Origin of the sequence: Pseudonocardia sp. EC080619-01 (genome assembly GCF_001420995.1) — a bacterium.
Lineage (GTDB): Bacteria > Actinomycetota > Actinomycetes > Mycobacteriales > Pseudonocardiaceae > Pseudonocardia.
Map to the genome: position 1 here is coordinate 5,486,096 of NZ_CP012184.1, position 25,529 is coordinate 5,511,624.

General features: G+C 74.5%; 21 protein-coding genes. 9 read left to right on the top strand and 12 right to left on the bottom strand.

What is annotated here, in order from left to right:
- The 3 genes from AD017_RS25690 to solA form a co-directional block, all read right to left on the bottom strand.
- A complete protein-coding gene (locus tag AD017_RS25690) occupies positions 1–963 on the bottom strand; it encodes an alpha/beta fold hydrolase (protein WP_075314313.1) in 963 nt (320 codons plus the stop codon).
- A 213-nt stretch (positions 964–1,176) separates the two neighbouring features.
- A complete protein-coding gene (locus AD017_RS25695; RefSeq protein ID WP_060575822.1) occupies positions 1,177–2,376 on the bottom strand; it encodes an aromatic ring-hydroxylating dioxygenase subunit alpha in 1,200 nt (399 codons plus the stop codon).
- Positions 2,369–3,562 (bottom strand): N-methyl-L-tryptophan oxidase, encoded by a 1,194-nt coding sequence (gene solA / locus AD017_RS25700; protein ID WP_227012585.1) that lies wholly within the window; start codon positions 3,560–3,562, stop codon positions 2,369–2,371. Before solA ends, AD017_RS25695 begins: the two co-directional genes overlap by 8 nt.
- 122 nt (positions 3,563–3,684) lie before the next feature.
- Here solA and AD017_RS25705 point away from each other — a divergent pair, with 122 nt between their 5' ends.
- On the top strand, positions 3,685–4,584 hold the full coding sequence (locus AD017_RS25705; protein ID WP_060575824.1) for a LysR substrate-binding domain-containing protein: 900 nt from the start codon (positions 3,685–3,687) through the stop codon (positions 4,582–4,584).
- A 178-nt stretch (positions 4,585–4,762) separates the two neighbouring features.
- A complete protein-coding gene (locus AD017_RS25710; protein WP_029240046.1) occupies positions 4,763–5,125 on the top strand; it encodes a cupin domain-containing protein in 363 nt (120 codons plus the stop codon).
- A 33-nt stretch (positions 5,126–5,158) separates the two neighbouring features.
- Here AD017_RS25710 and AD017_RS25715 read toward each other — a convergent pair whose 3' ends face one another.
- Positions 5,159–6,382: an MFS transporter gene (locus AD017_RS25715; RefSeq protein ID WP_010242452.1), complete on the bottom strand. Its 1,224-nt coding sequence runs from the start codon at positions 6,380–6,382 to the stop codon at positions 5,159–5,161.
- A 9-nt stretch (positions 6,383–6,391) separates the two neighbouring features.
- Positions 6,392–7,093: a GntR family transcriptional regulator gene (locus tag AD017_RS25720; RefSeq protein ID WP_010242450.1), complete on the bottom strand. Its 702-nt coding sequence runs from the start codon at positions 7,091–7,093 to the stop codon at positions 6,392–6,394.
- Positions 7,094–7,340: 247 nt separating this feature from the next.
- On the opposite strand from AD017_RS25720, the gene AD017_RS25725 reads away from it, so the two are divergent.
- The 7 genes from AD017_RS25725 to AD017_RS25755 are packed head-to-tail and all read left to right on the top strand — an operon-like array spanning position 7,341 to position 17,631.
- Entirely contained in the window at positions 7,341–8,705 is a 1,365-nt protein-coding gene (locus AD017_RS25725; protein WP_060575825.1) for an MmgE/PrpD family protein, read from the top strand.
- 56 nt (positions 8,706–8,761) lie between these two features.
- Positions 8,762–9,910: an acyl-CoA dehydrogenase family protein gene (locus AD017_RS25730; protein ID WP_010225723.1), complete on the top strand. Its 1,149-nt coding sequence runs from the start codon at positions 8,762–8,764 to the stop codon at positions 9,908–9,910.
- The gene (locus AD017_RS25735; protein ID WP_010225721.1) at positions 9,907–11,322 is read left to right on the top strand and encodes an MmgE/PrpD family protein; all 1,416 of its coding nucleotides are present in this window, start codon (positions 9,907–9,909) and stop codon (positions 11,320–11,322) included. Before AD017_RS25730 ends, AD017_RS25735 begins: the two co-directional genes overlap by 4 nt.
- Complete coding sequence (locus AD017_RS25740; RefSeq protein WP_060575826.1) at positions 11,319–13,445, top strand: acetate--CoA ligase family protein; 2,127 nt, start codon at positions 11,319–11,321, stop codon at positions 13,443–13,445. The genes AD017_RS25735 and AD017_RS25740 overlap by 4 nt, the downstream gene beginning before the upstream one ends.
- A gap of 45 nt (positions 13,446–13,490) precedes the next feature.
- Entirely contained in the window at positions 13,491–14,696 is a 1,206-nt protein-coding gene (locus AD017_RS25745; RefSeq protein ID WP_082538302.1) for an ABC transporter ATP-binding protein, read from the top strand.
- A 3-nt stretch (positions 14,697–14,699) separates the two neighbouring features.
- Positions 14,700–16,445, top strand: coding sequence for an iron ABC transporter permease (locus AD017_RS25750; protein WP_082538303.1), 1,746 nt, complete (start codon positions 14,700–14,702; stop codon positions 16,443–16,445).
- Positions 16,446–16,491: 46 nt separating this feature from the next.
- Positions 16,492–17,631 (top strand): ABC transporter substrate-binding protein, encoded by a 1,140-nt coding sequence (locus AD017_RS25755; protein ID WP_060575827.1) that lies wholly within the window; start codon positions 16,492–16,494, stop codon positions 17,629–17,631.
- Between the two features lie 191 nt (positions 17,632–17,822).
- Here the strand turns inward: AD017_RS25755 and AD017_RS25760 are convergent, their stop codons facing one another.
- The 7 genes from AD017_RS25760 to AD017_RS25790 all read right to left on the bottom strand — a co-directional run bounded on the left by AD017_RS25760 (position 17,823) and on the right by AD017_RS25790 (position 25,518).
- Positions 17,823–18,290 (bottom strand): MaoC family dehydratase, encoded by a 468-nt coding sequence (locus AD017_RS25760; RefSeq protein ID WP_060575828.1) that lies wholly within the window; start codon positions 18,288–18,290, stop codon positions 17,823–17,825.
- Positions 18,287–19,030, bottom strand: a complete 744-nt coding sequence (gene fabG / locus AD017_RS25765) for a 3-oxoacyl-ACP reductase FabG (RefSeq protein WP_010234003.1) — start codon at positions 19,028–19,030, stop codon at positions 18,287–18,289. Before fabG ends, AD017_RS25760 begins: the two co-directional genes overlap by 4 nt.
- Positions 19,031–19,089: 59 nt before the next feature.
- Entirely contained in the window at positions 19,090–19,872 is a 783-nt protein-coding gene (locus AD017_RS25770; protein WP_060575829.1) for an enoyl-CoA hydratase/isomerase family protein, read from the bottom strand.
- Positions 19,873–20,008: 136 nt separating this feature from the next.
- Positions 20,009–21,415 (bottom strand): NAD(P)/FAD-dependent oxidoreductase, encoded by a 1,407-nt coding sequence (locus AD017_RS25775; RefSeq protein ID WP_060575830.1) that lies wholly within the window; start codon positions 21,413–21,415, stop codon positions 20,009–20,011.
- Positions 21,416–22,532: 1,117 nt separating this feature from the next.
- Positions 22,533–23,960 carry a glycosyltransferase gene (locus AD017_RS25780; RefSeq protein ID WP_060575831.1) on the bottom strand — a complete coding sequence of 476 codons (1,428 nt, stop codon included), beginning with the start codon at positions 23,958–23,960 and terminating at the stop codon, positions 22,533–22,535.
- A 41-nt stretch (positions 23,961–24,001) separates the two neighbouring features.
- Positions 24,002–24,673, bottom strand: a complete 672-nt coding sequence (locus tag AD017_RS25785; RefSeq protein ID WP_010243779.1) for a 4'-phosphopantetheinyl transferase — start codon at positions 24,671–24,673, stop codon at positions 24,002–24,004.
- A complete protein-coding gene (locus AD017_RS25790; protein WP_060575832.1) occupies positions 24,670–25,518 on the bottom strand; it encodes a metallophosphoesterase in 849 nt (282 codons plus the stop codon). Before AD017_RS25790 ends, AD017_RS25785 begins: the two co-directional genes overlap by 4 nt.
- Positions 25,519–25,529 lie beyond the last annotated feature (11 nt).

Sequence of the window (25,529 nt, forward strand, 5' to 3'; positions counted from 1 at the left end):
TCAGCGCGCCATGCCATCCGCGGCGAGGTCGTCGGGGGCGGCGCCGAGCCGGGGGAGACCGAGGATCCGCCGCCGCACCGCGTCGCGGCCGCCGTCGGCGGGTGCGGTGCCGTCGACGAACTCGTGCAGCAGCGCGGCGAACCGCGACGGCTGCTCGGCGTGCGGGAAGTGCCCGGCACCGGGGAAGACCTCCAGCCTGCTGCCGCTCAGGCGTTCGTGTGCGGCGAGGGTGTGCTCCAGCGGGATGACCTTGTCCCGGTCACCGCCGACCAGCAGCACCGGGACCTCGTCGAGCAGGTGCAGGCGCTGCGCGCCGTCGAGGCGCTGCCCGGACGGTTCGAGCGCGCCGCGGGCGGTGTGCACGAACGCACCGCGGGTGCCGCGGTCGGCGAAGGACTCCCAGGCCGCGTGCACGCCGTCGACGTCGGAGGCGGGGACGCTGCCCACCCGGTGCGCGATCCGGTGCACGGTGCGGCGCATCCAGCGCGGGGTCAGCGACGCCGCCGACCGCAGCACCAGCTCGGTGCCGGGCAGGCTGGCTGCGCGCAGCGCCAGGGCGAGGTCGTGGCCGAGGCCGCCGCTGGAGACCAGCACCACCCGCTCCACGTACTCGGGGAACTGGTGCGCGAACTGCATCGCCACGCCGCCGCCGAACGAGTGCCCGACGATCGTCACCCGCTCGATGCCGAGGGCCACGAGCAGGTCGCGCAGGCCGGTCGCGAACCCGCCGAGGGAGTAGTCGCCGCTGCGCGGGGCCTCGCTGGAACCGTGACCCAGCAGGTCCGGGGCGATCACGTGCAGGTGCTGCCCGAGCGGGGCGAGCACGGGCGCCCAGGTCGACGAGCTGCCCGCCAGGCCGTGCACGAGCAGGACGGCACGCCGGTGCTCCGCACCGGTCTCGCGGTAGCTGACCCGCTGGCCGTGCAGCAGGATCTCGCGCTCCGCAGGCGACTCACCCGTCATCCGACACCTCCACTCCCCGGCCCGGCCCGCCGCTCTTCCGGGCGGGGCCCCGGGGTCTCGACATCGACGTTACCGCTGGTACCGGGGCGGGGATCCGCCGGTGTGGCGGGGCACTCGTCCCCGGTCGACCGGCGTCGTACGCCCGAGTGAGGGCGGTCGCACACACCACCCGGCAGGCCCCCGTCGCACCCCGGGTGCCCGCCGGGGGATGGATCAGGCCGAGGCGGCGCGGCCCCGGTCCAGGGCGGCCGTGTACCAGGTGAGGAACCCCTCCACGGACGCCTCGACGACCGGGGAGAGCGGCCCCGGCCGGTACCCGCGCGACGCGATCCCGGCGTAGTTGTTCTCGCACAGCTCCCAGTCCTGCTCCGAGGTCGAGCGCCACACCGCGGTGAGCGCGTCCGTGTCGACGCCCGAGGCGTCGGCGCGGACCAGGAAGCAGACCTCGACGTCGGTGGTGCCGGCGTCGACGGGGGAGAGCCGGGTCGTCACCGCGTAGTCGCAGTTGGCGTGCGCCCACAGGTCCGGCAGCCCCACGATGCGCAGGCTGCCCGCGTCCTCCGCGGTCAGCGTGCCGAGGAACGGGGCGACGGGGCGGCCGTCGAGGGACTCGGTGACGAACCCGTCGCGCAGCGGGAGCCGGGCGGTCCGGTACCAGGCGCCGCCGGGGAAGCTGACCTCCTCGCCGGGCAGCCCGCGCCGCGTCCACCGCGCCCTGGCGTCGGCGAGTGCGGCCTCGTAGCGCGGGCTCGACCGGACATCGCCGTTCACGCCGTGGTCGAAGTTGGACAGCGTGAACTCGGGGTGGCTGCCGCGGCAGTGGTAGCACTCGCGGTTGTTCTCCACGAGCGTCTTCCAGTTGGCCGCGACCCGGTAGGACAGGCGTGTCTCGACGCGGGCGTCGGCGAGCCGGTGCGGGGCGAGCTGCGGGGCCAGCGCCGCGGCGAACCCCTCGATGTCCGGCGGGTCGGGGGCCAGGCAGAGGAACACCAGCCCCTCGATCTCGCGGACGGCGACGGGGGCGAGCCGGTAGTCGCCGACCGGGAAGCCGGTGCCCATCAGCCGGGCCGAGCGCAGCCGGCCGTCGGTGCCGTAGACCCACTGGTGGTACGGGCAGACGAACGCGCGGACGCAGCCGCGGTCGGCGGTGGTGAGCCGTGACCCGCGGTGCGCGCAGACGTCGTGGTGGGCGTGCAGCGCGCCGTCCTCGCCGCGGACGACGATCACCCGGTCCCGGCCGACGTCGCGGGTCACGTAGTCGCCGGGGTGGGCCAGCTCGCAGGTGTGGCCGGCGAACAGCCACCCGGTGGCCCACACGTGGTCCAGGTCGGCGGCGAAGACGGCCGGGTCGGTGTAGGCGGCCTGCGGCAGCGACAGCCCGGGCCGGCGGGTCAGGAGTGCGGCGTCAGACATGGAACGTCCTGCCGTGGCCGGGCTCGGTCAGGGCGGGCCGGTCGAGCGCGAACCGGCCGACCGGGTGCCGGGTGCGGCCGGTGGTGGCCAGCTCGGCGAGGATCCGGCCGAGCAGCGAGGCGAACTTGAACGCGTGCCCGGCCCCGACCGCGACGCTCACCCGCGGCGAGCCGGGCACGGTGTCCAGCACGAAGTCCTGGTCGGGCGGGATCGTGTACAGGCAGGTCTTCGTGTACAGCTCCGGCCCGAGCATCCCGGGGACGTGCTCGGCGAGGAACTCCTCCTGGCGCTTGCGGCGCAACGGGTCCGGCTCGTAGGTGCGGGTGTCGGCGGTGACCTCGGGGCCGCCCATGTGCTGGCCGAGCTTGGTGGCGACCTCGCCGTACACCGGGAAGCCGTAGTAGTTCTCCGCGCCGTGCCACATGAACACCGGGAACCGCTCCGGCGAGAACTCGAGGAGGTTCGGCGTCGCGTAGTAGGTCACCTGCTCCTGGGTGACGGTCAGCGGCAGTGCCGGGAGCAGGCCGTCGAGCACCTCGTTGGTGCGTGCGTCCGCGGTCACGACGACGTGCTCGGCGCGGTAGACCTCGTCGTCGGTGACGACCTCGACGTGCCCGCCCGCGTCGTGCACCGCCCGGACCGGGGTGTGCTCGCGGACCTGGGCGCCGTACCCGCGGGCCAGCGCGACGTGCGTGGCGTTCGCGCGGCGGGCGTCGACGATCCCGGAGCGGCGCTGGTACACGGCGCGCTCGGAGCCCGACAGCCGGAACTGCGGCCAGCGCGTGGTGAGCGCGTCGGCGTCGAGGACCTCCAGCTCGACGCCGTGCCGGGCGGCGACGTCGACGTAGCCGTCGATGTCGCGGCCCCCGGTGGCCAGTCCTCGGCGGGCCTCGACGTCCTCGATCACCAGCCCGCCGGTCCCGGTGACCAGGGTCTGGCCGGAGAGGCACTCGACCTGGTGCCAGGCGTCGTAGGCGGCGGGGGCGAGCGCGGCGTAGGCGTCCTGGTGCTGGGCGAGGCGGATGATCCGGCTGTGGTCCTGGCTCGCGCCGTGGTCGTGGCCGAGCGTGTGCCGCTCCAGGCCGAGGACCCGGGCATAGGGCGCGGCGGCGCGGGCGAGCCAGAACAGGGCGGCGGAGCCGAGGCCGCCGCAGCCGACGACGACGAACGGATGATCGGAGTTCACGCGGTGCTCCTGGGCCGGGGTGCGGGAGACACCGTCCACCGTGACCGGACGTGCCCGGCCGTGGGGCGGATCCGTGATCGCGGGCCGCGATGCTCCGATAAGGAAGACCTTATGATCGGTCGATGGACGTCGAGCTGCGTCAGTTGCGGATGTTCCTCACCGTCGCCTCGGAGCTGCACTTCAGTCGGGCGGCGGCCCGCCTGCACGTCAGCCAGCCGGCGCTGAGCCAGCAGGTCCGCACGCTGGAGAAGGCGCTCGGCACGCCGCTGTTCGACCGCACCAGCCGCGCCACCGAGCTCACCCCCGCCGGACGGGTGCTGCTGGAGGCCGCGCCGCGGGTGCTGTTCGAGGCCGAGCGTGCCCGGACCCGTGTGGTGCAGGCCGCCGAGGGGTCGACCGGCCTGCTCGCCGTCGGCTCGGTGGGCACCGCGCTGGCCTCGATCGCGCCGCGGATCCTGCGGACGGTCCGTGCCCGGTTCCCGGACCTGCAGATGCAGGTGTCCCAGCACGACACCGCCGCGCAGATGGTCGCGCTGGCCGAGGAGCGCCTCGACGTCGGCCTGGTCCGCGCGGCCGCCCCGACGACCGCGGTCACCGTGGAGGAGCTGGTCGCCGAACCGCTGCTGGTGGTGCTTCCCGGCGACCATCCGCTGGCCGTCCACGACACCGTCGACGCCGCCGATCTGGCGGGGGAGTCGTTCGTGCTGTGGCCGCGCCCGCTGGGGGCCGAGTTCTTCGACATCATCACCGGCTACTGCCGCGACCACGGGTTCTCACCCACGATCGTCGCCGAGGGCGCCGACATCGAGACCCAGCTCAGCCTCGTCGCGGCCGGGATCGGGGTGTCGCTGCAGCCGTCGTACTACGCGAACCTGCGCCCGCCGGGGGTGGAGTTCCGGCCGCTGTCCGGTGCGGTGCCGACGGTGGCGCTGCAGGTGGCGTGGCGGCGCCGGGACCGCTCGGCGGCCGTCGGGCACTTCGTCGAGGCCGCCCGGGTGTGCGCGGGCGACGGCGCCGGCTGACCGCCGTCGCCGGTCGATGGGCCGATCGGCGGTTGCCCACCGGCGTAGCGTCGGACGCACTCCTCCGACGTGCCCCCGGACCCCGGGCGTGCTCACCGATCCCTCCGGCGACGGCCGGGAGATCTCCCGCCGCGCATCCGCCGCCCCGGGATCCCACGATCGAGAGGCAGGGACTGTCATGGCACGACTCGTGAGGATGAGCCTCGACGACCCCGAGGAGGTCCGCCCGTTCGAGGGGGACTCGGGCCGGCTCGAGCTGGTCAACGTCGCCGCCGGCGGCGTCGGGCGCGCGACGTTCAACCCGGGCTGGCGCTGGTCGCAGCACGTCGCCCCGATCGCCGGGACCGACAGCTGCGAGGCGGCCCACATGGGCTACGTGATCTCCGGCCGGATCACGGTCCGGATGGACGACGGCGAGGAGGAGACCTACGGCCCGGGGGACTTCATGATCGCGCCGCCGGGGCACGACGCGTGGGTGCTCGGCGAGGAGCCCTGCGTCGTCATCGACTGGCAGGGGTTCGCCGACTACGCCAAGCAGTGACGCCCGCGGGGTGAGGTCCGGGGCGGGTGCGCGTCACCCGCCCGGACCGGCGGGCGGCTCGCGCGTGGTGACCAGGGTGCACACCGCGGACGAGAGCAGCAGCAGCCCGCCCGCGTGGAAGATCGCGCCGACGCCGGTGAGGCCGGCCAGCCCGCCCGCGGCGAGCGGCACGACGACCTGTCCGATGCGGTTGCCCGCCAGCCGCACGGACAGCGCCGCCGCGCGGTTGTGCGGGTCGGCGACGGTCGTCACCCAGGACATGGTGAGGGGCTGGCCCAGCCCCCAGAAGAAGCCGACGACGAGCATCATCAGGGTGAGCAGCACGACGTCGGCGGTGAGCGGGACGAGCGCCATCGGGACGCCCGAGGCGAGGGTGGCCGAGACCAGCAGGGCCCGCCGCGGGACGGTCCGCAGCAGCAGCGGCATCGCGGCCCGGGAGACCACCGACGCGACGCTGCGCACGGTGAGCAGCATCGTCACCGTGCCGACGCCCAGGCCCATCGACTGCCCCAGCAGCGGCAGGTAGGCCATGAGCAGGTCCATCCCGGTCAGGACGGTCAGGCTGGAGTAGACGGCCGGCTTCATGCCCCGGGTGCCGAGGATCGCCAGGGTGCTCTGCCGGGCGGCCGCGGCCTCGGCGCGGCTGACCCGGATGCGCTCGGCCGGGACGAACCAGAACGCCAGCGGCACGGCGAGCGCGGCGAGCCCGGCCATCACGAGCAGGGCCGGGGTGGTGGCGAGCTGCTCGCCGGTCGTCGTCCCGCCGTTGGTGAGGGTCGCGACGAACCCGGCGACGGGGAACCCGACCAGCTGCCCGGCCGAGACCCCCAGCGTCAGCTGCCCGAACCGGGCGTCGACCTTCTCCGGAGGGGACCACAGCGGGATCAGGCTCTGGCACGCGACCGTGTGCAGGATCTGGCCCAGCCCGAGGACCGCGCTGGCACCGATCAGGAACGCCGCCGACGGGCTCACCGCGGCCACGAGCACCGCGACGACGGTCAGCACCAGCCCGAGCCGGACGACGAGGACCCCGCGGCCGCGGTCGACCGCGCGCCCGATCTGCAGCGCGACGACGAGGGGGAGGAGCGCGAACGCGCCGGTGATCAGGCCGACGGTGACCGCGTCACCGCCGAGCGCGAGCGCCCGGTAGGAGATCAGCGTGCGGACGCCGGCGAGCACGGCGTGCGAGAGCAGCGTGGCGAGTACCAGGCACGGGAACCAGTGCGCGCGCAGCGAGCGGGGCCGGGGACGCTCCACCGGAGGTGGTCAGGAGGCCGCGGAGCCGGGGGCGTCCCCGCTCACCGGCCCGGTGGCACGCAGTTCCTCGCTGGTCTGGCGCAGCTCCCACGCGTGCATGACGTGGGCGTGCATCGCGGCCCGGGCGGCGGGCCCGTCCCGGCGGCCGAGGGCCTCCAGGATCGCGTCGTGGTCGTGGTCGAGCGCCCGGCTGAACTCGGTGACCCCCCACAGCGTCACCGAGGGCTTGAACCGGGCCCAGAGCAGCTGGATGCCCTCGATCATCACCGACGACGTGCTCTCGTAGATGGTGAAGTGGAGGTCCTTGTTGAGCAGTGACAGCGTCGCCGGCTCGGTGCCCTCGGCGGTGGCCCGGACCAGCCGGTCGTTCGCGGCGACGATCGCCGCGTAGCCCTCGTCGGTCATGCGCTCGGCCGCGACCTCGCAGGCCAGGCCCTCCAGCTCGGCGCGCATCCGGTAGAGGTCCTGCGCCATCTCCGGCGTGAAGTCGCGGACGGTGGCGCCGCGGTGGCTCGTGTACTCGATCGTGCCGTCGGCGGCGAGGATCCGCAGCGCCTCGCGGACCGGGGTGGGGCTGACGCCGTAGCGCTTCGCGATCGCGGTCTGCCGCAGCTGGTCGCCGGGGTTGATGACGCCCTGCTGGAGATCGGCCTTGAGCCGGTCGAGCACGTAGGCCGTGCGCGACTTCGGGGGCGCGTCCATCTCGCTCATCGGCTGCGGCGCTCCTGGTGTCGGTCGGCAGGCTTCGGCCCGGGTTCGGCCTGGTTTCGGCACGGCTCCGCAGGACGGACCGCGGCGCGGGGTGAACGTAGCACGTCGGTACTTTCCATGGTCAGGTGACTAGATTTTATAGAATCTATTGACCCGCGTTCCATGGTCGTGTTTGCCTCTTGTCCGCCGGCCGGGTGACCCCGATCACCGGCTGACAGGCCCGCCGACCAGCGCAGGAGGCAGCAGGGTGACCCGCACCGTGGTGAGCACACCCGTCCCCACGTCGACACCGTCGACACCGGGCCGGTGGGCCGGACTGACACCGGAGCACCGGGACCAGCTCCTGCACCTCCTCGTGGACGCGCTCGGCCTCGCCGCCGCCGGCGCCGCGAACGACGACGCCCGGCGGGTGCTCGACGGCCTCGCCGCCGTCTCCCCGGGCACCGTCGCGGTGCCGTGGACGGACCTGCGCCTCGCCGCGCCGCAGGCCGCGACCGCGCTGTCCACGCTGATCCACGCCTGGGACTTCGACGACACCCACGACGAGGCCGTCGTGCACACCGCCGCCGTCGTCGTCCCGGCGGCGCTGGCCGCGCTGGCGACCGCACCGGCGCCGGGGGAGCGGGTCCTGGACGGGCTCGCCACCGGCGTCCAGCTGCTGTCCCGGCTGGCCCGGCTCACCGGCCCACGGCACGGGGTCATCCGCACGGCCGGCCTCGGGGCGCTCGCCGCCGCCGCCACGGCGGCGACGGTCTGGGGGCTCGACGAGGCCGCGACCGGCGACGCGATCGGGCTGTGCCTGGGGGCGGCGCTCGCGCCGTCGACCCGGCAGGCCGTCGTCGACGGGTCGGTCGCGAAGCGGCTCCAGCCCGGTCTCGCCGCCGCCCACGGGCTGACGGCGGCGTCGCTCGCCCGGGCCGGTGTCGCCGGACCGGCCGGCTGGCTCGGCGGGACGTTCGGCGTGCTGCCCGGCTCCGACCTGACGCTGTCCGGCCTGCTCGCCGGGCCCGCCGAGCTCGACGCGGTCGCCCTCAAGCCGTACCCGGCCTGCCGCTACACCCACGCCGCGCTGGCCGCGGCCGAGCAGCTGCACGCCCGCAGGCCCGGCGCGGACACGGTGCGCCGGATCGTCGCGCACCTGCCGGCCGGGTCCGCCTACGAGCTGGTGGCCCGGCCGTGGCAGGACCGCGGCACCCCGCTGGTCGACGTCCAGTTCTCCCTGCCGTGGCAGCTCGCCGCGCTCTGGGTGACCGGCCGCTACGACCTCGGCACGCTGCGCCGCGACCTCGGCCGCGCCGACGTGGCCGCCGCGGCCGCCCTGGTCGAGGTCCGCCAGGACCTCCCCGAGAGCGCCGTCATGTCCGGCGCCCGGGTCGAGCTGGAGACCACCGACGGCGTCCACGACGTCGCGGAGGCCGCCATGCCCGGCGCCGGCGCGGCCCGGCCCGGCCGCGACGCCGTCGACCGCAAGCTACTCGGCTGCCTGGAGGTCGCCGCGGTGCCCGACGCCCGCGCCGCCGCCGACCGCCTGTGGCAGCTGGCCGCCGACCTCCCCGGCCTCGACGCGGCCGGAGCCGCCGCGGCCGTCACCGACCGGACCGGCCCGGCCTGATCCCGGCCCGCACCCCGCTGTTCAGCACCGACGTACGACGAGAGGGAACGACCACCATGGACTTCGGCCTCACCCCCGAGCAGACCACGCTCGTGGAGTCCGTCTCCAAGCTCGCCGAACGCGAGTTCGGCGCGCGGGCCTTCCAGCGCGACGGATTCGCCTGGGACTCCCTCAAGGTCCTCGCCGACCACGACCTGACCGGGCTCACCCTGCCCGTGGAGGTCGGCGGGCAGGGCGCCTCGCTGCTCGACGCGGTGCTCGTGATGATGGCGATCACCAAGGTCTGCCCGCACAGCGCCGACGCGCTGCAGGCGAGCAACTTCGGCGCGATCCGCCAGGTCGCGAAGTTCGGCTCCGAGCACGTGCGCCGCGAGGTGCTGCCGCTGTTGCTGCGGGGCGAGGCGCTCGTGACCGCCGGGATGAGCGAGCCCGACGCCGGCAGCGCGCTGACCGACCTGCGCACGACCGCCCGCTACGAGGGCGACCACGTCGTGCTCGACGGCCAGAAGTGCTGGAACTCGCACGGCCCGGACGCGACGCACTCGGTCGTCTGGTGCCGGTTCGGCCCGTCGTCGCGCGACATCGGGGCGGTCCTCGTCCCGTTCGACGCCCCCGGTTTCACCCGGGGCAAGCGTGAGCTGCACATGAGCGGCGAGTCGCACTGCCAGCTGTTCTTCGACGGCTGCCGGGTGCCGAAGGAGTACGTCCTCGCCGACAGCGGCGCGCTGCGCAGCATGCTGTCGATCTTCGGCGTGGAGCGGATGGGCAACGCCTCGCGGGCGCTCGCGCTCGCCGAGACCGCCTACGAGCGCGCCGTCGAGCACGCGAAGGTCCGCAAGGCCTTCGGCAAGGACCTCTGCGAGTTCCAGGGCCTGCAGTGGAAGTTCGCCGACATGAGGGTGGAGCTCGACGCGGCCCGGATGCTGCTGCTGCGGGCGGTCGCCAACGCCGACGCCGGCGCACCGGACGCGACCGAGGCGGCGATCGCGAAGCTGCACGCCAACCGGACGGCCTTCCAGGTCGCCAACGAGGCGATGCAGGTCTTCGGGGCCTCGGGCTACAGCCAGGAGTACCCGCTGGAGTACATCGTCCGCCGCACCCGCGGCTGGATGATCGCCGGCGGCTCGGTCGAGATCCTCAAGAACACCATCGCCGGCTCCGTCTTCGGGCGCCGCTTCGACCAGCGGGCGGGGGCGGGCGCGTGAGCATCACCGGAACCGGCACCACCGCACCGCAGGCGCAGCGCGGGCTCGACGGCGCCACCGACGTCCTCGTCGACTGGGTCGTCGCCGCGGCCGCGGCGCCGCTGCCCGCCGAGGTCGAGCACCACGTGCGCCGCCTGCTCGTCGACTACGTCGCCGCCGTCGTCCCCGGCTCGGCGACCGACGTCGCGCGGGCGGTCGCGACCCACGTCGCCGGCACCTACGGGACGACCGGCCGCACCGCCACCGCGATCGGCCTCGGGCCGGTCTCGGCGCCCGGTGCCGCGTTCCTCAACGGCACGAGCGCCCACAGCCTCGAGGTCGACGACGGCTACACCCCCGGCAGCGTGCACCCGAGCAGCGTCTGCTTCCCGGCCGTGCTCGCCGCGGCGGAGGCCCGGGGCAGCGACACCACCACGACGATGCGGGCGCTCGCCGTCGCCCTGGAGGCGGTGTCCCGGCTCGCCGCCGCGGGGCACCCCGCGACGTGGCGCAACCACTTCCACAACACCCCGCTCGCCGGCGTCGTCGGCGCCACCTGCGGGGTGGCCGTCCTGCACGGCCTCGACGCCGACCGGCTGCACGACGCGCTCGGTGTCGCGGCCTCGCACGCCGGCGGGCTGTTCGCGTTCCTCGGCAAGAACGCCGAGGTCAAGCGGGTGCACCCGGGCAAGGCCGCGCGCGACGCGATCGTCAGCGTCGAGCTCGCCGAGGCCGGTGTGACCGGGCCGCGCCCGATCCTGGAGACCCGGCACGGCTACGTCGAGGCGTTCGCCGACGGGGGCTTCGACGCCGGCACCCTGCTCGACGGGCTGGGGGAGCGGTGGGTCGTGCTCGACTCCTACGTGAAGCCCTACCCGTCCTGCCGGCACCTGCACGGCCCGATCGACGCCGTGCTGGCGCTGCGCGCGGAGCACGGGGTGACCGTCGCCGACGTCGCGCGGGTCGACGTCGCGACCTACACCGTCGCCTCGCACCACGCGAGCACCGAGGTGGACTCGCTGCTCGACGCCCAGATGAGCATCCCGTTCGCGGTGGCCACCGCCCTCGTCCACGACGAGGTGGGCCTCACCGAGTTCGGTCCCGGCGCCCGCCGCGACCCGGCGCTGCTCGATCTCGTCGGCCGGGTCCACGTCCGCGCCGACGAGCAGGCCGACGCGGACTACCCGGTGCTGCGCACCGCCGTGGTGACGCTGACCCTGCACGACGGGCGGGAGCTCACCGAGCGGGTCCCGACGCCGTACGGCGAGCCGGGCAACCCGGTCAGCGACGACGAGATGACCGCGAAGCTGGTCCGGCTCGCCGCGCCGGTGCTCGGGCGCGACGCCGCCACCGGGCTCGCCGCCGAGCTGTGGACCTTCGCCTCGCTCGACGTCGTCGCCCGCACCGACGCCCTCTGCCGGGGTGCGGCATGACCCAGCTGACCGACCGCCCGGCCGGTGCCGAGGGGCCCGCACGGTCCGACGTGGGCCGGGCGCTGTTCGCCCCCCGCTCCGTCGCGATCGTCGGCGCCTCCGACGACGCGCGGAAGACGACCGCGCGCCCACTGCGGTTCCTGCGCGAGGCCGGCTTCACCGGCGGCGTCTACCCGGTCAACCCGCGCCGCGAGACGGTGCTGGGGGAGCGGGCCTGGCCCGACATCGCCTCGCTCCCGGAGGTCCCCGACCACGTCTTCGTCCTCACCGACACCGCGCGCGTCGTCGACACGGTCCGCGAGTGCGGCGAGGCCGGGGTGCCGCTGGTGACGGTGCTGTCCGGTGGTTTCGGCGAGGGCGGGCCCGAGGGCCGGGAACGGCTCGACGCGCTGCTCGACGTCGCCCGCCGGTACGGCGTCCGCGTCGTCGGCCCGAACAGCATCGGCGTGGTCAATCCGCGCAACGGCATGCTGCTCACCGCGAACGCCGCGTTCGCCGAACCCGACCTGCCCGTCGGGCCGTCGTTCGTCGCGTCCCAGTCGGGCAGCGTCATCGGCGCGCTGATGACCCGGGCGAAGGCCCGCGGCCTGGGTTTCGCCGGGTTCGTCTCCACCGGCTCCGAGGTCGACCTGACCCTCGGCGAGATCTGTGAGGCCACCCTCGACGACCCCGAGATCGGCTCGTACACGCTGTTCGTGGAGTCGATGGAGAACGCGGGCCCGCTGGCCCGGTTCGCCGCGGCCGCCGCCGAGCGCGGCCGGCCGGTCACCGTCTACAAGCTGGGCCGCAGCGACGCGGCCGCGGCCCTGTCGGTGTCGCACACCGGGGCGCTCGCCGGCGAGGACGACGAGGCCGACGCCTTCTTCCGCGCCTGCGGGTTCGCCCGGGTCGACAACTTCGAGGCGCTCATCGAGGCCGAGGCCCTGCAGCGGCGGATCGGCCCGCCCGGGCCGGTCCGTGCCGACCGGATCGGGGTGATCACCTCCACCGGGGGCGGCGCCGCGATCGTCGTCGACCAGCTGGAGACCCGCGGCGTCACCGTGGCCCGGCCGAGCCCCGCGGTGTTCCGCGGGCTCGCCGCGCTCGGCCTCGACGTGGCCGAGAACCTCATCGTCGACCTCACGCTCGCCGGCACCCGGCACGACCTCGTGCTCGGCGCGCTGGACGTGCTCCGCTCCAGCGGGGAGTTCGATCTCGTCCTGTTCGTCGTCGGCTCCTCGGCGCGGCTCAACCCCGAGCTCGCGGTGTCCGCGATCGCCGAGGCGGCCGCCGGCGGCGAGGTGCCGCTGGCCGCCTGGGCGCTGCCGGACGCGCTCGAGTCGCTCCGCATGCTGAACGACGCCGGCGTCCCCGCCTTCCGCACCGCGGAGGCCTGCGCGGAGGCGGTCGCCGCGACCATGGCCCGGCGCCCGGTCGATCCCGCCGTGCTCGGCACCCGGGACACCGGCGCCGCCGAGGCCCCGGCCCGCACGCTCGACGAGAGCGACTCGGCCGGCGTCCTGGCCGGGCTCGGGGTGTCGTTCCCCGCCGCCACGACGTGCGACGCCGCGGGCGCGCCCGCCGCGGAGCCCGCCTGGCCGGTGGTGGTCAAGGCGCTGTCGGACCGGCTGCCGCACAAGTCCGACGCCGGTGCGGTCGTCCTCGGCGTGACCGGGCCCGACGAGCTCGCCGGCGCCGTCCGGACGATCACCGCGAACGTCGCCGCGCACGACCCCACGATCGAGCTCGGCGGGTTCCTGGTGCAGGAGATGGTCGGTGACGCGGTGGTGGAGGCGCTCGTCGGCTACCGGGTGAGCCCGTCGGTGGGGCCGCTGGTGATGCTCGCCGCCGGCGGCGTGCACGCCGAGCTCTACGACGACTCGACGCTGCGCCTCGCCCCCGTCACCGCCGAGGTGGCCCGGGAGATGGTCGGCGAGGTGACGGCCATGCGCATCGCGCGCGGGTTCCGCGGCGGACCGGCCGGGGACATCGACGCGCTCGTCGACACCGTCGTCGCGGTGTCCCGGCTCGCCGTGACCCGGCCCGACGTGGTGGAGGCGGAGGTCAACCCGGTCGCCGTCCGGCCACGCGGGAAGGGAGCCGTCGCCCTCGACGCACTGGTCCGCGAGGCGGACCGGTCATGATCCGTCCGCCCCGCCCGTGAACCGACACACATCCGAGGACACACCATGGACGTGAAGATCAACGACTTGTCGCTGACCTACGGCGACTTCACCGCGGTCGAGCACCTCAGCCTCCACATCTCCGACGGCGAGTCCCTGGTGCTGCTCGGGCAGTCGGGGTGCGGCAAGACCAGCACGATGCGCTGCGTCGCCGGTCTGGAGGACCCGAGCGGCGGCTCGATCGCGATCGGCGGGACGACCGTGTTCGACGCGGCCGCCGGGCTCAACGTCGCACCGAACAAGCGCAACGTGGGCCTGGTCTTCCAGTCCTACGCGGTGTGGCCGCACATGACGGTGCTGGAGAACGTGTCGTTCCCGCTGCGGATGAAGCGGCGCCCGAAGGCCGAGATCCGCACCCGGGCCCTGGAGACCCTGGAGCTCGTCGGGCTGGCGCACCTCGCCGGCAAGGGCGCGAGCCTGCTGTCCGGCGGCCAGATGCAGCGGGTCGCGCTGGCACGGAGCCTGGCGATGGAGCCGAACGTCATGCTGCTCGACGAGCCGCTGTCCAACCTGGACGCCCGGCTCCGCGAGGACCTGCGGGTGGAGCTGCGCCGGCTGCAGCTCGAGCTCGGGCTGACCTCGATCTACGTCACCCACGACCAGGGCGAGGCGCTGGCCCTCGCCGACCGCATCGCGATCATGCAGCACGGACGGATCTCGCAGCTGTCCACGCCGGTGGAGACCTACCGGAGCCCCGCGTCGGCGTCGATCGCGGAGTTCCTCGGGGTCGCGAACATCTTCCCGGTCGCCGCGCCGCGGGCGGGGGAGCGGCGGCTGCGGCTGGCCGGTCACGACGTCGAGATCGCCGCCGACGCCGTCGTCCCGCCGGGCGACGACCTCAGCGTCTGCATCCGGCCCGAGCACGTCCGGGTGCGGACCGAGCCGCGCGACGCGGGCCCGAACTCGTGGCCCGGCACCGTCACCGTCAGCGTGTTCCAGGGCTCCTTCATCCGGTGCTCGGTCGCGCTCGACGCCGGGCCGACGCTGGAGGTCCAGACCCAGGACGCGTCGGTCCCGGTGCGCCAGCACGACCGGGTGCACGTCGAGATCGACCCCGCCCACGTCCAGGTCCTCCCCCGGGAGGCCGGGCCCGCCGACGCGGCCCCGGGGCCGGACGCCGCCGGTGACGCCGGCCGGGCGGCCCCCGGCGACGCGGCCCCGCGGACGTCGCACGACCGGCCGGTCGCGGCGTCCGCGACCCGGGAGGGCTGAGCCGTGGCGATCCTCCAGGAGCCGCCCCGCACCGGCACGGGAGAGACCGCGGCACCCCCGCCGCGCGCACGCACCGGCCGGCGCCGCCTCCGGCTGCCGACCGTGCTCGTCCTGGTCGTGCTGGCGGTGCTCATCGTGCTGCCCGCGGCGATGGTGCTGCTCGCGGCGTTCAGCGTGGACGTCCCCCGCCCCGGGAACATCACCTGGGACCTCACGCTCGGCAACTTCGGGGTGTTCACCGACCCGCAGACGCTGACGGCGTTCGGGAACTCGATGGTGATCGGCGTCGTGTCGACGGCGCTGGCCTGCCTCATCGGCGGATCGCTGGCGTTCCTCGCCGCGCGCAGCGACATCCCGGTCCCGCGCTTCGTCTACCTGGTCGGCCTGATGCCGATCTTCCTGCCGTCCTACGTCGGCGCACTGGCCTGGTCCATGCTCGGCGGCCCCAACGCCGGCCTGCTCAACATCGCGCAGGCCGACCTCGGACTCTCCCTGCCGCTGGACATGTACTCCGTGCCGGGGATGATCGTCGTCTTCGCGATGTACTACTCGCCCTACACCTTCCTGCTGGTGCACGGCGCGATGTCGATGATGAGCCCGGACCTGGAGGAGGCCGCGCGGGTGCACGGCGCGACGTCGCGCCGGATGCTGGGCCTGGTCTCGTTCCCGCTCGCCACCCCGGCGCTCATCGGCTCGGCGATGCTGACCTTCATCCTGGTCTTCGAGAACTTCCCGGTCGCGCAGGTGCTCGGCACGCCGGGCGGCGTGGACACCCTCCCGACGCTGATCTTCCGGCTGCTCAACACCAGCCCGTCGCGGGGCAACGAGAGCGCCGCGATCGCGGTCGTGCTCGTCGCCGTCGTGCTGCTCGCCACCTGGCTGCAGCAGCGGATGCTGGCGAAGCGGTCGTTCACCACGGTGACCGGCAAGGGCGTCCGGCAGAAGAAGGTCGCGCTGGGCCGGGCCCGGATCCCGGCGCTCGTCGCCGTCCTGGGCTTCTTCGCGCTGTCGATCGTGCTGCCGGTGCTGGCGCTCGTGACCGTCGCCGGTCAGAGCTCGCCCTACCTGACCTCGCTGACCCAGCTCGCCGAGCCGGGCGGGCTCGACTTCAGCTCGTTCTCCGACGTGCTGGTCTCGTCGAGCTTCCAGGAGGCGGCCTGGCACAGCCTGGTCGTCAGCGTGTTCGCGGCGAGTGCCGGCGTGGTGCTGGCGTTCCTGTGCGGCTACCTCGTCTACCGCACCCGGGCGACCGGGCGGTCGCTGGTCGAGGGGATCTCGATGATCCCGCTGGCGCTGCCGGCCGTCGTGCTCGGCATGGGCCTGCTGTGGACATGGCTGGTCATGCCGGTCCCGCTCTACGGCACCCTCGCCGTCCTCGTCATCGCGTTCCTGGCCGTGCAGTCGCCGCAGGGCTTCCGCGGCGTCGCCTCCTCGATCCTCGCGACCGACCGCGACCTCGAGGACTCCGCGGTGATGCTCGGTGCGCACCGGGCCCGTGCGGTCACCAGCGTGACGGTGCCGCTGATGAAGGTGGGCCTGCTGTCGACGTTCCTGCTGCTGCTCATGCTCAGCATGCGCGAGCTGACCGTGCCGCTGTTCCTCTACACCAGCGACACCGAGATCCTCTCGATCGCGATCTACGACGCGTTCGAGAACGGCGGCGCGCTGCGCGAGGCCGCGGCGATGAGCGTCATCTACACCGCCTTCATGTTCGTCCTGTCCTACATCCCCCGCCGCCTCGCGCGGTAGTCACACCGGCGGACGACGGCGTCCGTCCCGGCAAAGGAGCTGACCCATGAAGAGGACACGCACGAGCGGCCTGGTCGCCGCACTCGCGGCGGGCGGCCTGCTGCTCGCAGGCTGCGGCGGGGGTGGTGGCGGCGGCACCGACACCGTCACCGAGGGGATGCTCGCGCTGCCCGCCGTGGACGACGCGAACGGCCTCGTCGTCGACGGCGAGCAGGTCGCCGACGCCGCCCTGCTGGAGGCCGCCCGCGGCGACACGCTCGTCTGGTTCACCGGGTCCGGCAGCGAGAGCGCCGAGCTGACCGCGGACCGGTTCACCGCGGAGACCGGCGTCCAGGTCGAGGTGACGCGGATGCCGTCGGCGAAGCTCAACGAGCGGGTGCTCAGCGAGGCCGGGGCCGGGCGGCTGTCGGCGGGCGTCGTCACGATCACCGACCCGCTGCTCGCCGAGGGCCTCGCCGAGCAGGACGTGTTCGTGCCCTACACCGAGATGCCGACCCACGACACGCTGACCGGCACCGAGAACGTGACGTGGGACGGCGGGGCCTACTACACGTCGTACTACTCGGCCTACGCGTTCGCCTACAACAACCGGGCCGTCGAGGCCGGGAACGTCCCGTCCAGCTGGAACGACCTGCTGGACCCGCGGTGGAAGGGCCGCATGGGCGTCGTCAACGCCGGGGCGGGCGGCACCGTGCAGGGCCTGGCCGCGTTCCAGGAGGACGTCATCGGCCCGGACTACTGGGCCGGGCTCGCCGCGCAGCAGCCGCGGATCTTCGACACCACCTCGGTGCAGCTGGAGGCACTCGCCCGCGGCGAGATTGAGATCGCGACGGCCGGCTTCAACAGCACCTACGGCGCGGAGCGGTCCGGGGCGCCGATCAAGCTCGTCGTGCCCGAGGAGGGCGTGTCCGGCACCTTCAACATGCAGGGCCTGACCAGTACCGGGCAGGACAGCCCGGCCGCGAAGCTGTTCATGAACTGGACCTGGTCGAAGTCGGGCCAGCAGTTCGCCGCCGCGCAGGGGTTCATCGGGGCCCGCACCGACATCGAACAGGTCCCGACCGGTGACTACCGGCTCCCGAAGGCCGACGACCCGTCGTTCGTCGTCTACAGCCCGGAGCAGGCGGAGACCGAGGGCGCCGACATCGTCCGGCGCTGGAACCAGACCTTCGGCTTCAACGGCTGACCCGGTCCACCCCACGGGACGCCCCGGTCCGACAGGACCGGGGCGTCCGTCTATCTGCGCCCACCCGCCCCACCCGCCCCACCCGCCCCACCCGACCTCCCCGACCTCCCCACGGACGCTCACCGGTTCCGTCGACGCGCACGCGATCGGGCGAGCGCCGGCGGAACCGGTGAGCGTGTCGTGGTCGGTGATCAGTCCAGGAGGATCAGGGAGAGTTTGCGGGCCGCGCATGCGGGGCGTGGTGAGTGCTCCAGCTCCACGGTGAAGTCGATCGCGACGAGGACGCCGCGGTCGCGGGGCTCGGCGTCCGCGACCGTCGCGTGCAGCCGGACGCGGGACCCCACCGGGACCGGCGCCGGGAACCGGACCCGGTCCCAGCCGTAGTTGAGCCGCGCCGTCCCCAGCTCGAACCGGTACAGGTCGCCGGCCAGCGCGGAGATCAGCGACAGCGTGAGCTGGCCGTGCGCGATCGTGCGGCCGTAGGGCCCGGACGCGGCCCGCTCGCGGTCGACGTGGATCCACTGGTGGTCGCCGGTCGCCGCGGCGAACGCGTCGATGCGGTCCTGGTCCACGGTGGTCCACGGCCCCGTGCCGAGCTCGGCGCCGATCGCGGCGTCGAGCCCGTCCCGGGTGGAGACGACGAGCGGGCCGCCCGTCACATGAACCGCCCGCCGGTGACCTCGGCCGTCGTGCCCGTCATGTACGACGACAGCGACGACGCGTAGAACAGCGCCACGTTCGCGACCTCGTCGATCTCACCGACCCGCTGCATCGGGATCTCGGACATCTTCTGGTCCCACGCCTTCTGCGGCATCGCCTCGGTCATCGCCGACCGGATCAGGCCCGGCTGGATCGCGTTGACCCGCACCCCGTGGTGGGCCATCTCCTTGGCTGCGGCCTTCGTGAGCCCGACGATCCCCGCCTTCGCCGCCGAGTAGTTGGTCTGCCCGACCATCCCGACCTTCCCGGACAGCGAGCTGATGTTCACGATCGCGCCGGACTTCTGCTCCCGCATCCGTGCGGCGGCGAGCCGGGTGCCGTTCCAGGTGCCCTTGAGGTGGACCTGGATCACCAGGTCGAAGTCGTCCTCCGACATGGTGCGCATCGTGGCGTCGCGGGTGATCCCGGCGTTGTTGACGAAGACGTCGAGCGAGCCGAACGTCGTCACCGCGGTGTCGATCAGCGCGGCGACCTCCTCGGCGGAGACGACGTCGCAGCGGACGCCGACGGCGACCTCCTCCCCGCCGAGCTCCTTCGCGGCGGCGCGGGCGGCGGCCTCGTCGAGGTCGCCGAGCACGACGCGGGCGCCGTGCTCGACGTAGGTGCGCGCGATGGCGAGCCCGATGCCCTGGGCACCACCCGTCACGACGGCGGTGCGGCCCTCCAGCAGTGCAGTCATTCCGGTCCTCTCTCTGGTCGGTTCCCGGTCGCGTGGCGGGGCCACGGCACCCGGGGGAGTCAGGTGAAGCGGGGTTCGCGGCGCTCGGTGAAGGCCGCCCGGCCCTCGGCGGCGTCCGGGCCCTGGCCTGCCAGCGCCACGGCCACCCGCTCCGAGGCGAGGAAGTCGGCCAGGCCCGCGTGGGTGCGGGCCGCGAGACGCTTGGTCAGGGCGTTGGACTCGCGGGGCCCGGCCGCCAGCCGCGCGGCGATCTCGCCGGCCCGCGCCGTCGCCGTACCCGCGGGGACGACCTCGCTCACCAGGCCGGCGTCGGCCGCGGCCGGGGCGCTGAGCCGCTCGCCGAGCAGCAGGTGGCGGGCCGCGCGCTGCGGGCCGAGGCGGCGGGGGAGGTGGTAGGCGGTACCGGCGTCGGCGGTGAGGCCGCGCGCGGCGAACGGGGCGGCGAAGAACGCGTCGTCGGCGGCGACGACGAGATCGCAGGACAGCACCAGGCCCCAGGCCGCACCGACGGCGTAGCCCTCGACGGCGGCGACCACCACGACGTCGGTCCGCACGATCGTCTCGACGACCTCGTGCACCAGGGCGAGCCGGGAGGCGGGGCCGAAGAGCCCGTCGGCGGCGGAGGGCATCGAGCCGACGTCGCCGCCGGAGGAGAAGTAGGAGTCCCCGCCCGTCAGGACGAAGGCGGCGTCACCGCGCCGGGCCGCCGCGCCGAGCTCGGACAGGAGGCGTTCGAGCAGGGTGTGGTCGAGCGCGTTGCGGCGGTGCGGGCGCTGCAGACGGAGCGTGGTCACGCCGGCCGAGCCGTCGACGGTGAGCGGATCCTCGGGAGCTGGTGTCACACTCTATAGAATGTAGTCGACGGGGTGGGTGGGGTCGAGTACCTCCCGCCACCGCACATGCTGTCGGCTTCCCGCACAGACCGTCGGCTGTCCGCACAGGTCCTGTCTCGTGCGGGAAGCCCAGAACCTGTGCGGCTCACGCCGAGCCTGTGCTGCCGGGACGGTCGACCGGCTCGACGTCGGCCGCCGTCGCGGGACCGTCGGGAGCGTGCGGTTCGGCCGTCTCCAGCGGCACGTGCTCGGCGCGGATCACCCCGATCTGCACCGCCTGCCGTCCGGTGACGGCGTCGAGCAGCCAGTCGGTCGCGACCCGCAGCCGGTTCCCCGGCATCGACAGCAGGTGGTACCCACGGGTGACGACCGTGGCCGCGAGCCCGGACAGCGGGACACCCAGCGGGTTCGCGGCCGCGTCGGCGCCCCCGAGCTCGACGACGAAGCCCAGGTCGTGGTGCGCGTAGGTGCCGGGTTCGCCGTAGCCCAGTGACGCGGCCACGTTCCGCGCGGCGAGCGCGCCCTGCCGGGTGGCGTGCTGGGCGGTCATGGCGGTCGGGGTGCCGCCGCGGGTCACGTCCGGGACCGCGGACGCGTCGCCGCAGCCGTGGATCTCGGGCCGCCCGGGAACCCGCAGGTCGGTCCCGACCACCAGGCGTCCGCGGTCGGTCGGGAGGCCCAGGTCGGCGACGAGCGGGTCGGGCCGCACCCCCACGCACCAGACCAGCGTCCGCGTGTCGATCACCTCGCCGGAGGTCAGGCGCACCCGTCCCGGCGTGGCCTCGGCGACCGACTCCCCGGTGCGGATCTCCACCCCGCGCCGCCGCAGGACCCGGTCCGCGGTGCGGGACAGTCTGCGGTCGAGCTCGGGCAGCACCCGCGACGCCCGGTCGATCAGGATCCACCGGACCGGCGTCCCGCGCAGCGCCGGACGGTCGCGGGCCATCAACGCCGTCAGCATCGCGCCCTGCGCGGCGAGCTCGGTCCCGGTGTAGCCCGCACCGACGGTGACGAAGGTCAGCCGGGCCCGGCGCTCGGCGGCGTCGTCGGTGGTCGCTGCGATCTCGATCTGGCGGACCATGTGGTCGCGCAGGTACAGCGCCTCGGGGATGCTGCGGAAGCCGTGCGCGTTCTCCGCCACCCCCGGTATCGGGAGCAGCGCGTTGACGCTGCCCGCGGCCAGCAGGAGACGGTCGTAGCGGATCTGCCCGTGACCGCCGTCCGGATCGCGCCAGGCGACGGTGCGGGTGTCGACGTCGATCCGCTCGACGGTCCCGAGCACGATCTCCGCCCCGCGCAGCGACCGGCTCAGCGACACCGCGATCCGGCGGGGCTCGAGCGTCCCGACCGCGACCTCGGGCAGCAGCGGCAGGTACACGAAGTGGTCCTGCTGGTCGATCACGGTGATCCGGGCCCGCCCGCGGAGCCGGCGTATCAGGCCCTTGGCCGCGGCGTGCCCGGCGAACCCGGCTCCCACGACGACGACGTGCGGCAGGCCGTCTGGTGCGCCCGGGGCTGCGCGCCCGAACGGGAACCGTGGTGGACGGGTCATCGTGCGGTGTCCCTTCGTCCTTCGTCCGCGCCGGGCCGGCCCGGCGCACCCGAGGACTCCGCTCCGCTGTCCACCAGGCGAGAACCTGACGCGCGTCCGGCACATCCGCTGTGCCCACGGAGCACATCCGGTGCCGGGTCCCGTGCGAGGTCCCGGTGTGGGCGATCGTGCGAGCCCCTGACGCCTGAGCATGGCCGGTCCGACCGGGGTGCCGGGCTCCGCCGATCGGGCGGACCTTCGCAGTGACGGCGGCGCACCGTCCTGGCGAGGCCTGGCGCGAGCGCCACCGCGAGCCCTGGAGCGGCCGTCGGCGCGCAGCTCCGCGCGCACCGTCCGTGCCGCAGGCCGCCCGGCGGGAACCGCACAGGCTCCGGGCTGATCGCACACACGGTTGGGCCACCGCACAGGACAGATCCTGTGCGGGCGCAGCGCAAGATGTGCGGTGCGGTGCGGTGCGGGCGTGGGGCGTGGGGCGTGGGGCGTGGGGCGTGGCGGCGTGTGGCGCGTGGCCCGGCTCCGGCACCGGCTCCGGCTCCGGCACCGGCATTGAGCTCGGGCACGAGCCAGTTGAGCGCAGCGCGCGGGCACACGGTACGTAGAGCCGCACAGGATCTGACGTGGCCGCACAGACCGTGGACACACCGCACAAGTCAGGATCCGTGCGGGTGCTGGGCAACCTGTGCGGGTGCCGGGTGCCGGGTGCCCCGTGCGGGTGCGGGGGAAGCTGTGCCGAGTGCCGAGTGCCGAGTGCCGGTGACCTGTTCGGGCGCCGGGCAAGCTGTGCGGGTGCGGGGCAAGCTGTGCGGCGGCCCGCATCCTGTGCGAGTACGGGCATGCTGTGCGGATTCCGTCGATGTGCCGCCCGGACGCTGCCGCCAGGGCGCACCCCCCGCCCTACAACGGCTGCAGCCGCTCAGATCAAGGCGGAATCGCACAGGATGCGGGCCGCCGCACAGGGTGTGGGGCTGCCGCACGGAACAGAGTCTGTGCGGGAAACCGTCAACTTGTGCGGAAGGTTGGCAGCGTGCGCCGGAACCACGGAAACCGTGCGGCTCCGGCGCTCGGCATGTGCCGACCGCAGCTGCTCGGCGCGGTTCTGATCCGGTGGCGGCGGGGGTCAGGGGGTGGCCGGGTGACGGTTCCCCAGTTCGGCGAGGACGGCGTCGGCGGCGGTGTCGAGGCCGCCGGCGGCGCGCTGGACGTCGCCGAGCTCGCGGGCGCGCTCGGTGAACGCGGGCTCGCGGAGCAGGCGCTGGAGCTTGGCGTGGACGTCGTCGACGTCGACGAGGTCGGGGCGGTCGACGGCCAGGCCGATGCCGGTGTCGGTCGCTCGCACCGCGTGGTCGTACTGGTCGACGTTGGTCGGGCGGACCAGGACCGGCGTCCCGAACCAGAGGCTCTCGTGGATGCTGTTGCTGCCGCCGTGGGTGAAGAACGCCCGCACGTGCGGGTGCTCCAGCACCGCGTGCTGAGAGTGGAGCCAGTCCACGACCTTCAGGTTCGCGGGCCGGTCGGCGGGGTCGGGGAGGAAGCGCTGCTGGTCGGCGCGGAGGACCCAGAGGACGCCGTGGTCGTCGCCGAGCCTGCGGGCCAGCTCGACGACCGACCGGACCTGGTCCGCCGTCATCCGGGTGATCGAGCCGAAGGCCAGGTACACGGTGGACGGGTGCGCGTCGAGCCACTCCGCGACGCCGGCGTCGCGCTCGTCGTGGCGGACCGGGGGGACGAGGGCTCCCACCATCCGGACCCGGTCGGGGACCGGCAGCGGGTAGTCGACCCCGGGGACCGAGAAGCAGAGCATCGAGCGGGCGCCCGCGTTCTGCACGGGGACGCGCAGGGTGCGCGGGTCGATCCCGAGCTCGCCCATCCCGCGGTGCAGCCGGACGGCCTTGCGGAACACCGAGCGGTCGAGGAACAGGGTGCCGGTGCCGATCCCCAACCAGATCCGTTCCAGCTCCTGGCGGCGGGTGCGGTGCAGCGGCAGCCCGGACGACGGCGGCGGGAACCCGCGGGGCAGGTCGTGCTCGACGAGGCTGCTGAGCAGGCACGGCGCGGTGATGACGTAGGGGATGCCGCGGGTCAGCGCGACCTGCACGGCGTGCGTCGCGAACCGGTTGATCACCATGAGCGCGGGGCGGACACGCTCGACCACCTCGTCGAGCGCCTGGTAGCGCTGCATGAGGTGGTCGACGTCGAAGAGCTGCCGGGCCCGCGCGCGCAGGCCGCGGACGCGGGAGCGCTGGTGGATCCGGGCGTAGGTCGCGTCGTCGATCATGGTGAGCGCCAGGTCCGGGTTCACCGGTCCCAGGGAGACGAACTCGACGGCGCTCCGGTCGGCGAGCTCGCCGACCGGGCCGCGCAGGTTCTCGTCGGCGGCGAACACGAGGTCCGGCACGCCGCGCCGGGCCAGCTCGCCGGCCAGGACGAGGCTGGTGGCGGCCTCCCCGGTGGAATGGGTGCAGCAGAACAGGATCGGCTGCGCGCCGGCCCCGTCCGCCTGCTGCGCGGCGTCGTCGGCCGGCCGAGTGCCCGTGGTCTGCTCCATGGGCCCAGCCCACCACCGACCGGGCCGGGAAACCCCCGGAGTCACGGCTGCGGTGCCGGAAGGTGCACCCCGGTGACGAGCAGGCCGTGGCCGGTGTGCCAGCGCCCGGGGAACACGGTCACCCGCTCGCCGTGGACCAGCGGCCCCGGGACGAGCAGGCGGGCGGAGAAGGTGCCGGCGCCGGCGTCGAACACGATCTCGGCCTCGTCGAAGTCCAGCTCGCGGCCGGTCAGCGGGTACCACGCCTTGAAGACGCTCTCCTTGGCGCTGAAGTACATCCGGTCCCACGCCGTCCCCGGGCGGCGCCGGGCGAGGCCGTCGAGCAGGGCGCGCTCGGAGGGCAGGGTGACCGTCTCGAGGACGCCGTCGGGCAGCGGCGCGTCCGGCTCGGCGTCGATGCTCACCGCGGCGGACTCGGCGGCGGGGGACACGGCCGCCGCACGGTACCCGGCGCAGTGCGTCATGCTGCCGACCACGCCGGACGGCCACTGCGGGGCCCCGCGACGGTTCGGCAGGATCGGGGCGGGGGAGCGGCCGAGCCTCCCCAGAGCGCGGCGGGCGAGCCTGCGCACCGTGGTGAACTCGCGCCGCCGGGACTCCACGGCCCGCGCGACGAGCTCCTGCTCCTGCGGGAACAGGCCCTCGCCGGGGTGCTCCTCGTCGTCGTAGGCGCACTCGGTGACGACCCGGCCGGGCAGCACCTGCTCGATCACCGCACACCTCCGGCGACCGGCGCGGGCAGCACCGCGCGCAGCGGCTCCCGGGGCGGCCGGGGCCGCCACTCGCGGGGATAGCCCACCGAGACCTCCTCGAACCGGACCCCGTCGTGGTAGGTGACGCGGGGGATGTGCAGGTGGCCGTAGACGACGGCGGCGGCGCGGAACCGGACGTGCCAGTCGGCGGTCAGCTCGGTGCCGCACCACTGCGCGAACTCCGGGTACCGCAGCACCCGCGTGGGGTGGCGCACCAGCGGCCAGTGGTTCACCAGCACCGTCGGCAGGTCCGGGTCGACCGCCGCCAGCCGGCGTTCGGTGATCGCGGCCCGGCGGCGGCACCAGGTGGCGCGGTCCGGGTAGGGGTCCGGGTGCAGGAGGAACTCGTCGGAGCACACGACGCCCGCGTCGTGCGCGATCCGCAGCGACTCGGCCGCCGTCGTCGCACCGGGGGCGTGGAAGGAGTAGTCGTAGCCCACGAACAGCGGCGCCACCGCGACCGGCCCGCCCGGGCCGTCCCACACCGGGTACGGGTCCTCCGGGGTGTCGACGCCCAGGCCGCGGCAGGTCTCGACGAGCGCCCGGTAGCGCGCGTCGCCGCGCAGCGTGCAGGGGTCCTGCGGGTGGGTCCAGAGGTCGTGGTTGCCGGGGGTCCAGACGACGCGCGCGAAGCGGCCGGCGAGCAGGCGCAGCGTGGCCTCGATGTCGGCGTACATCTCGCCGACGTCACCGGCGACGATCAGCCAGTCGCCGTCCGACGACGGGCGCAGCGACTCGACGAGCGCCCGGTTCTCGGCGTGCACGACGTGCAGGTCGGCGACGGCCAGCAGCTGGGGTTCGGGCACGGTGGTCCTCC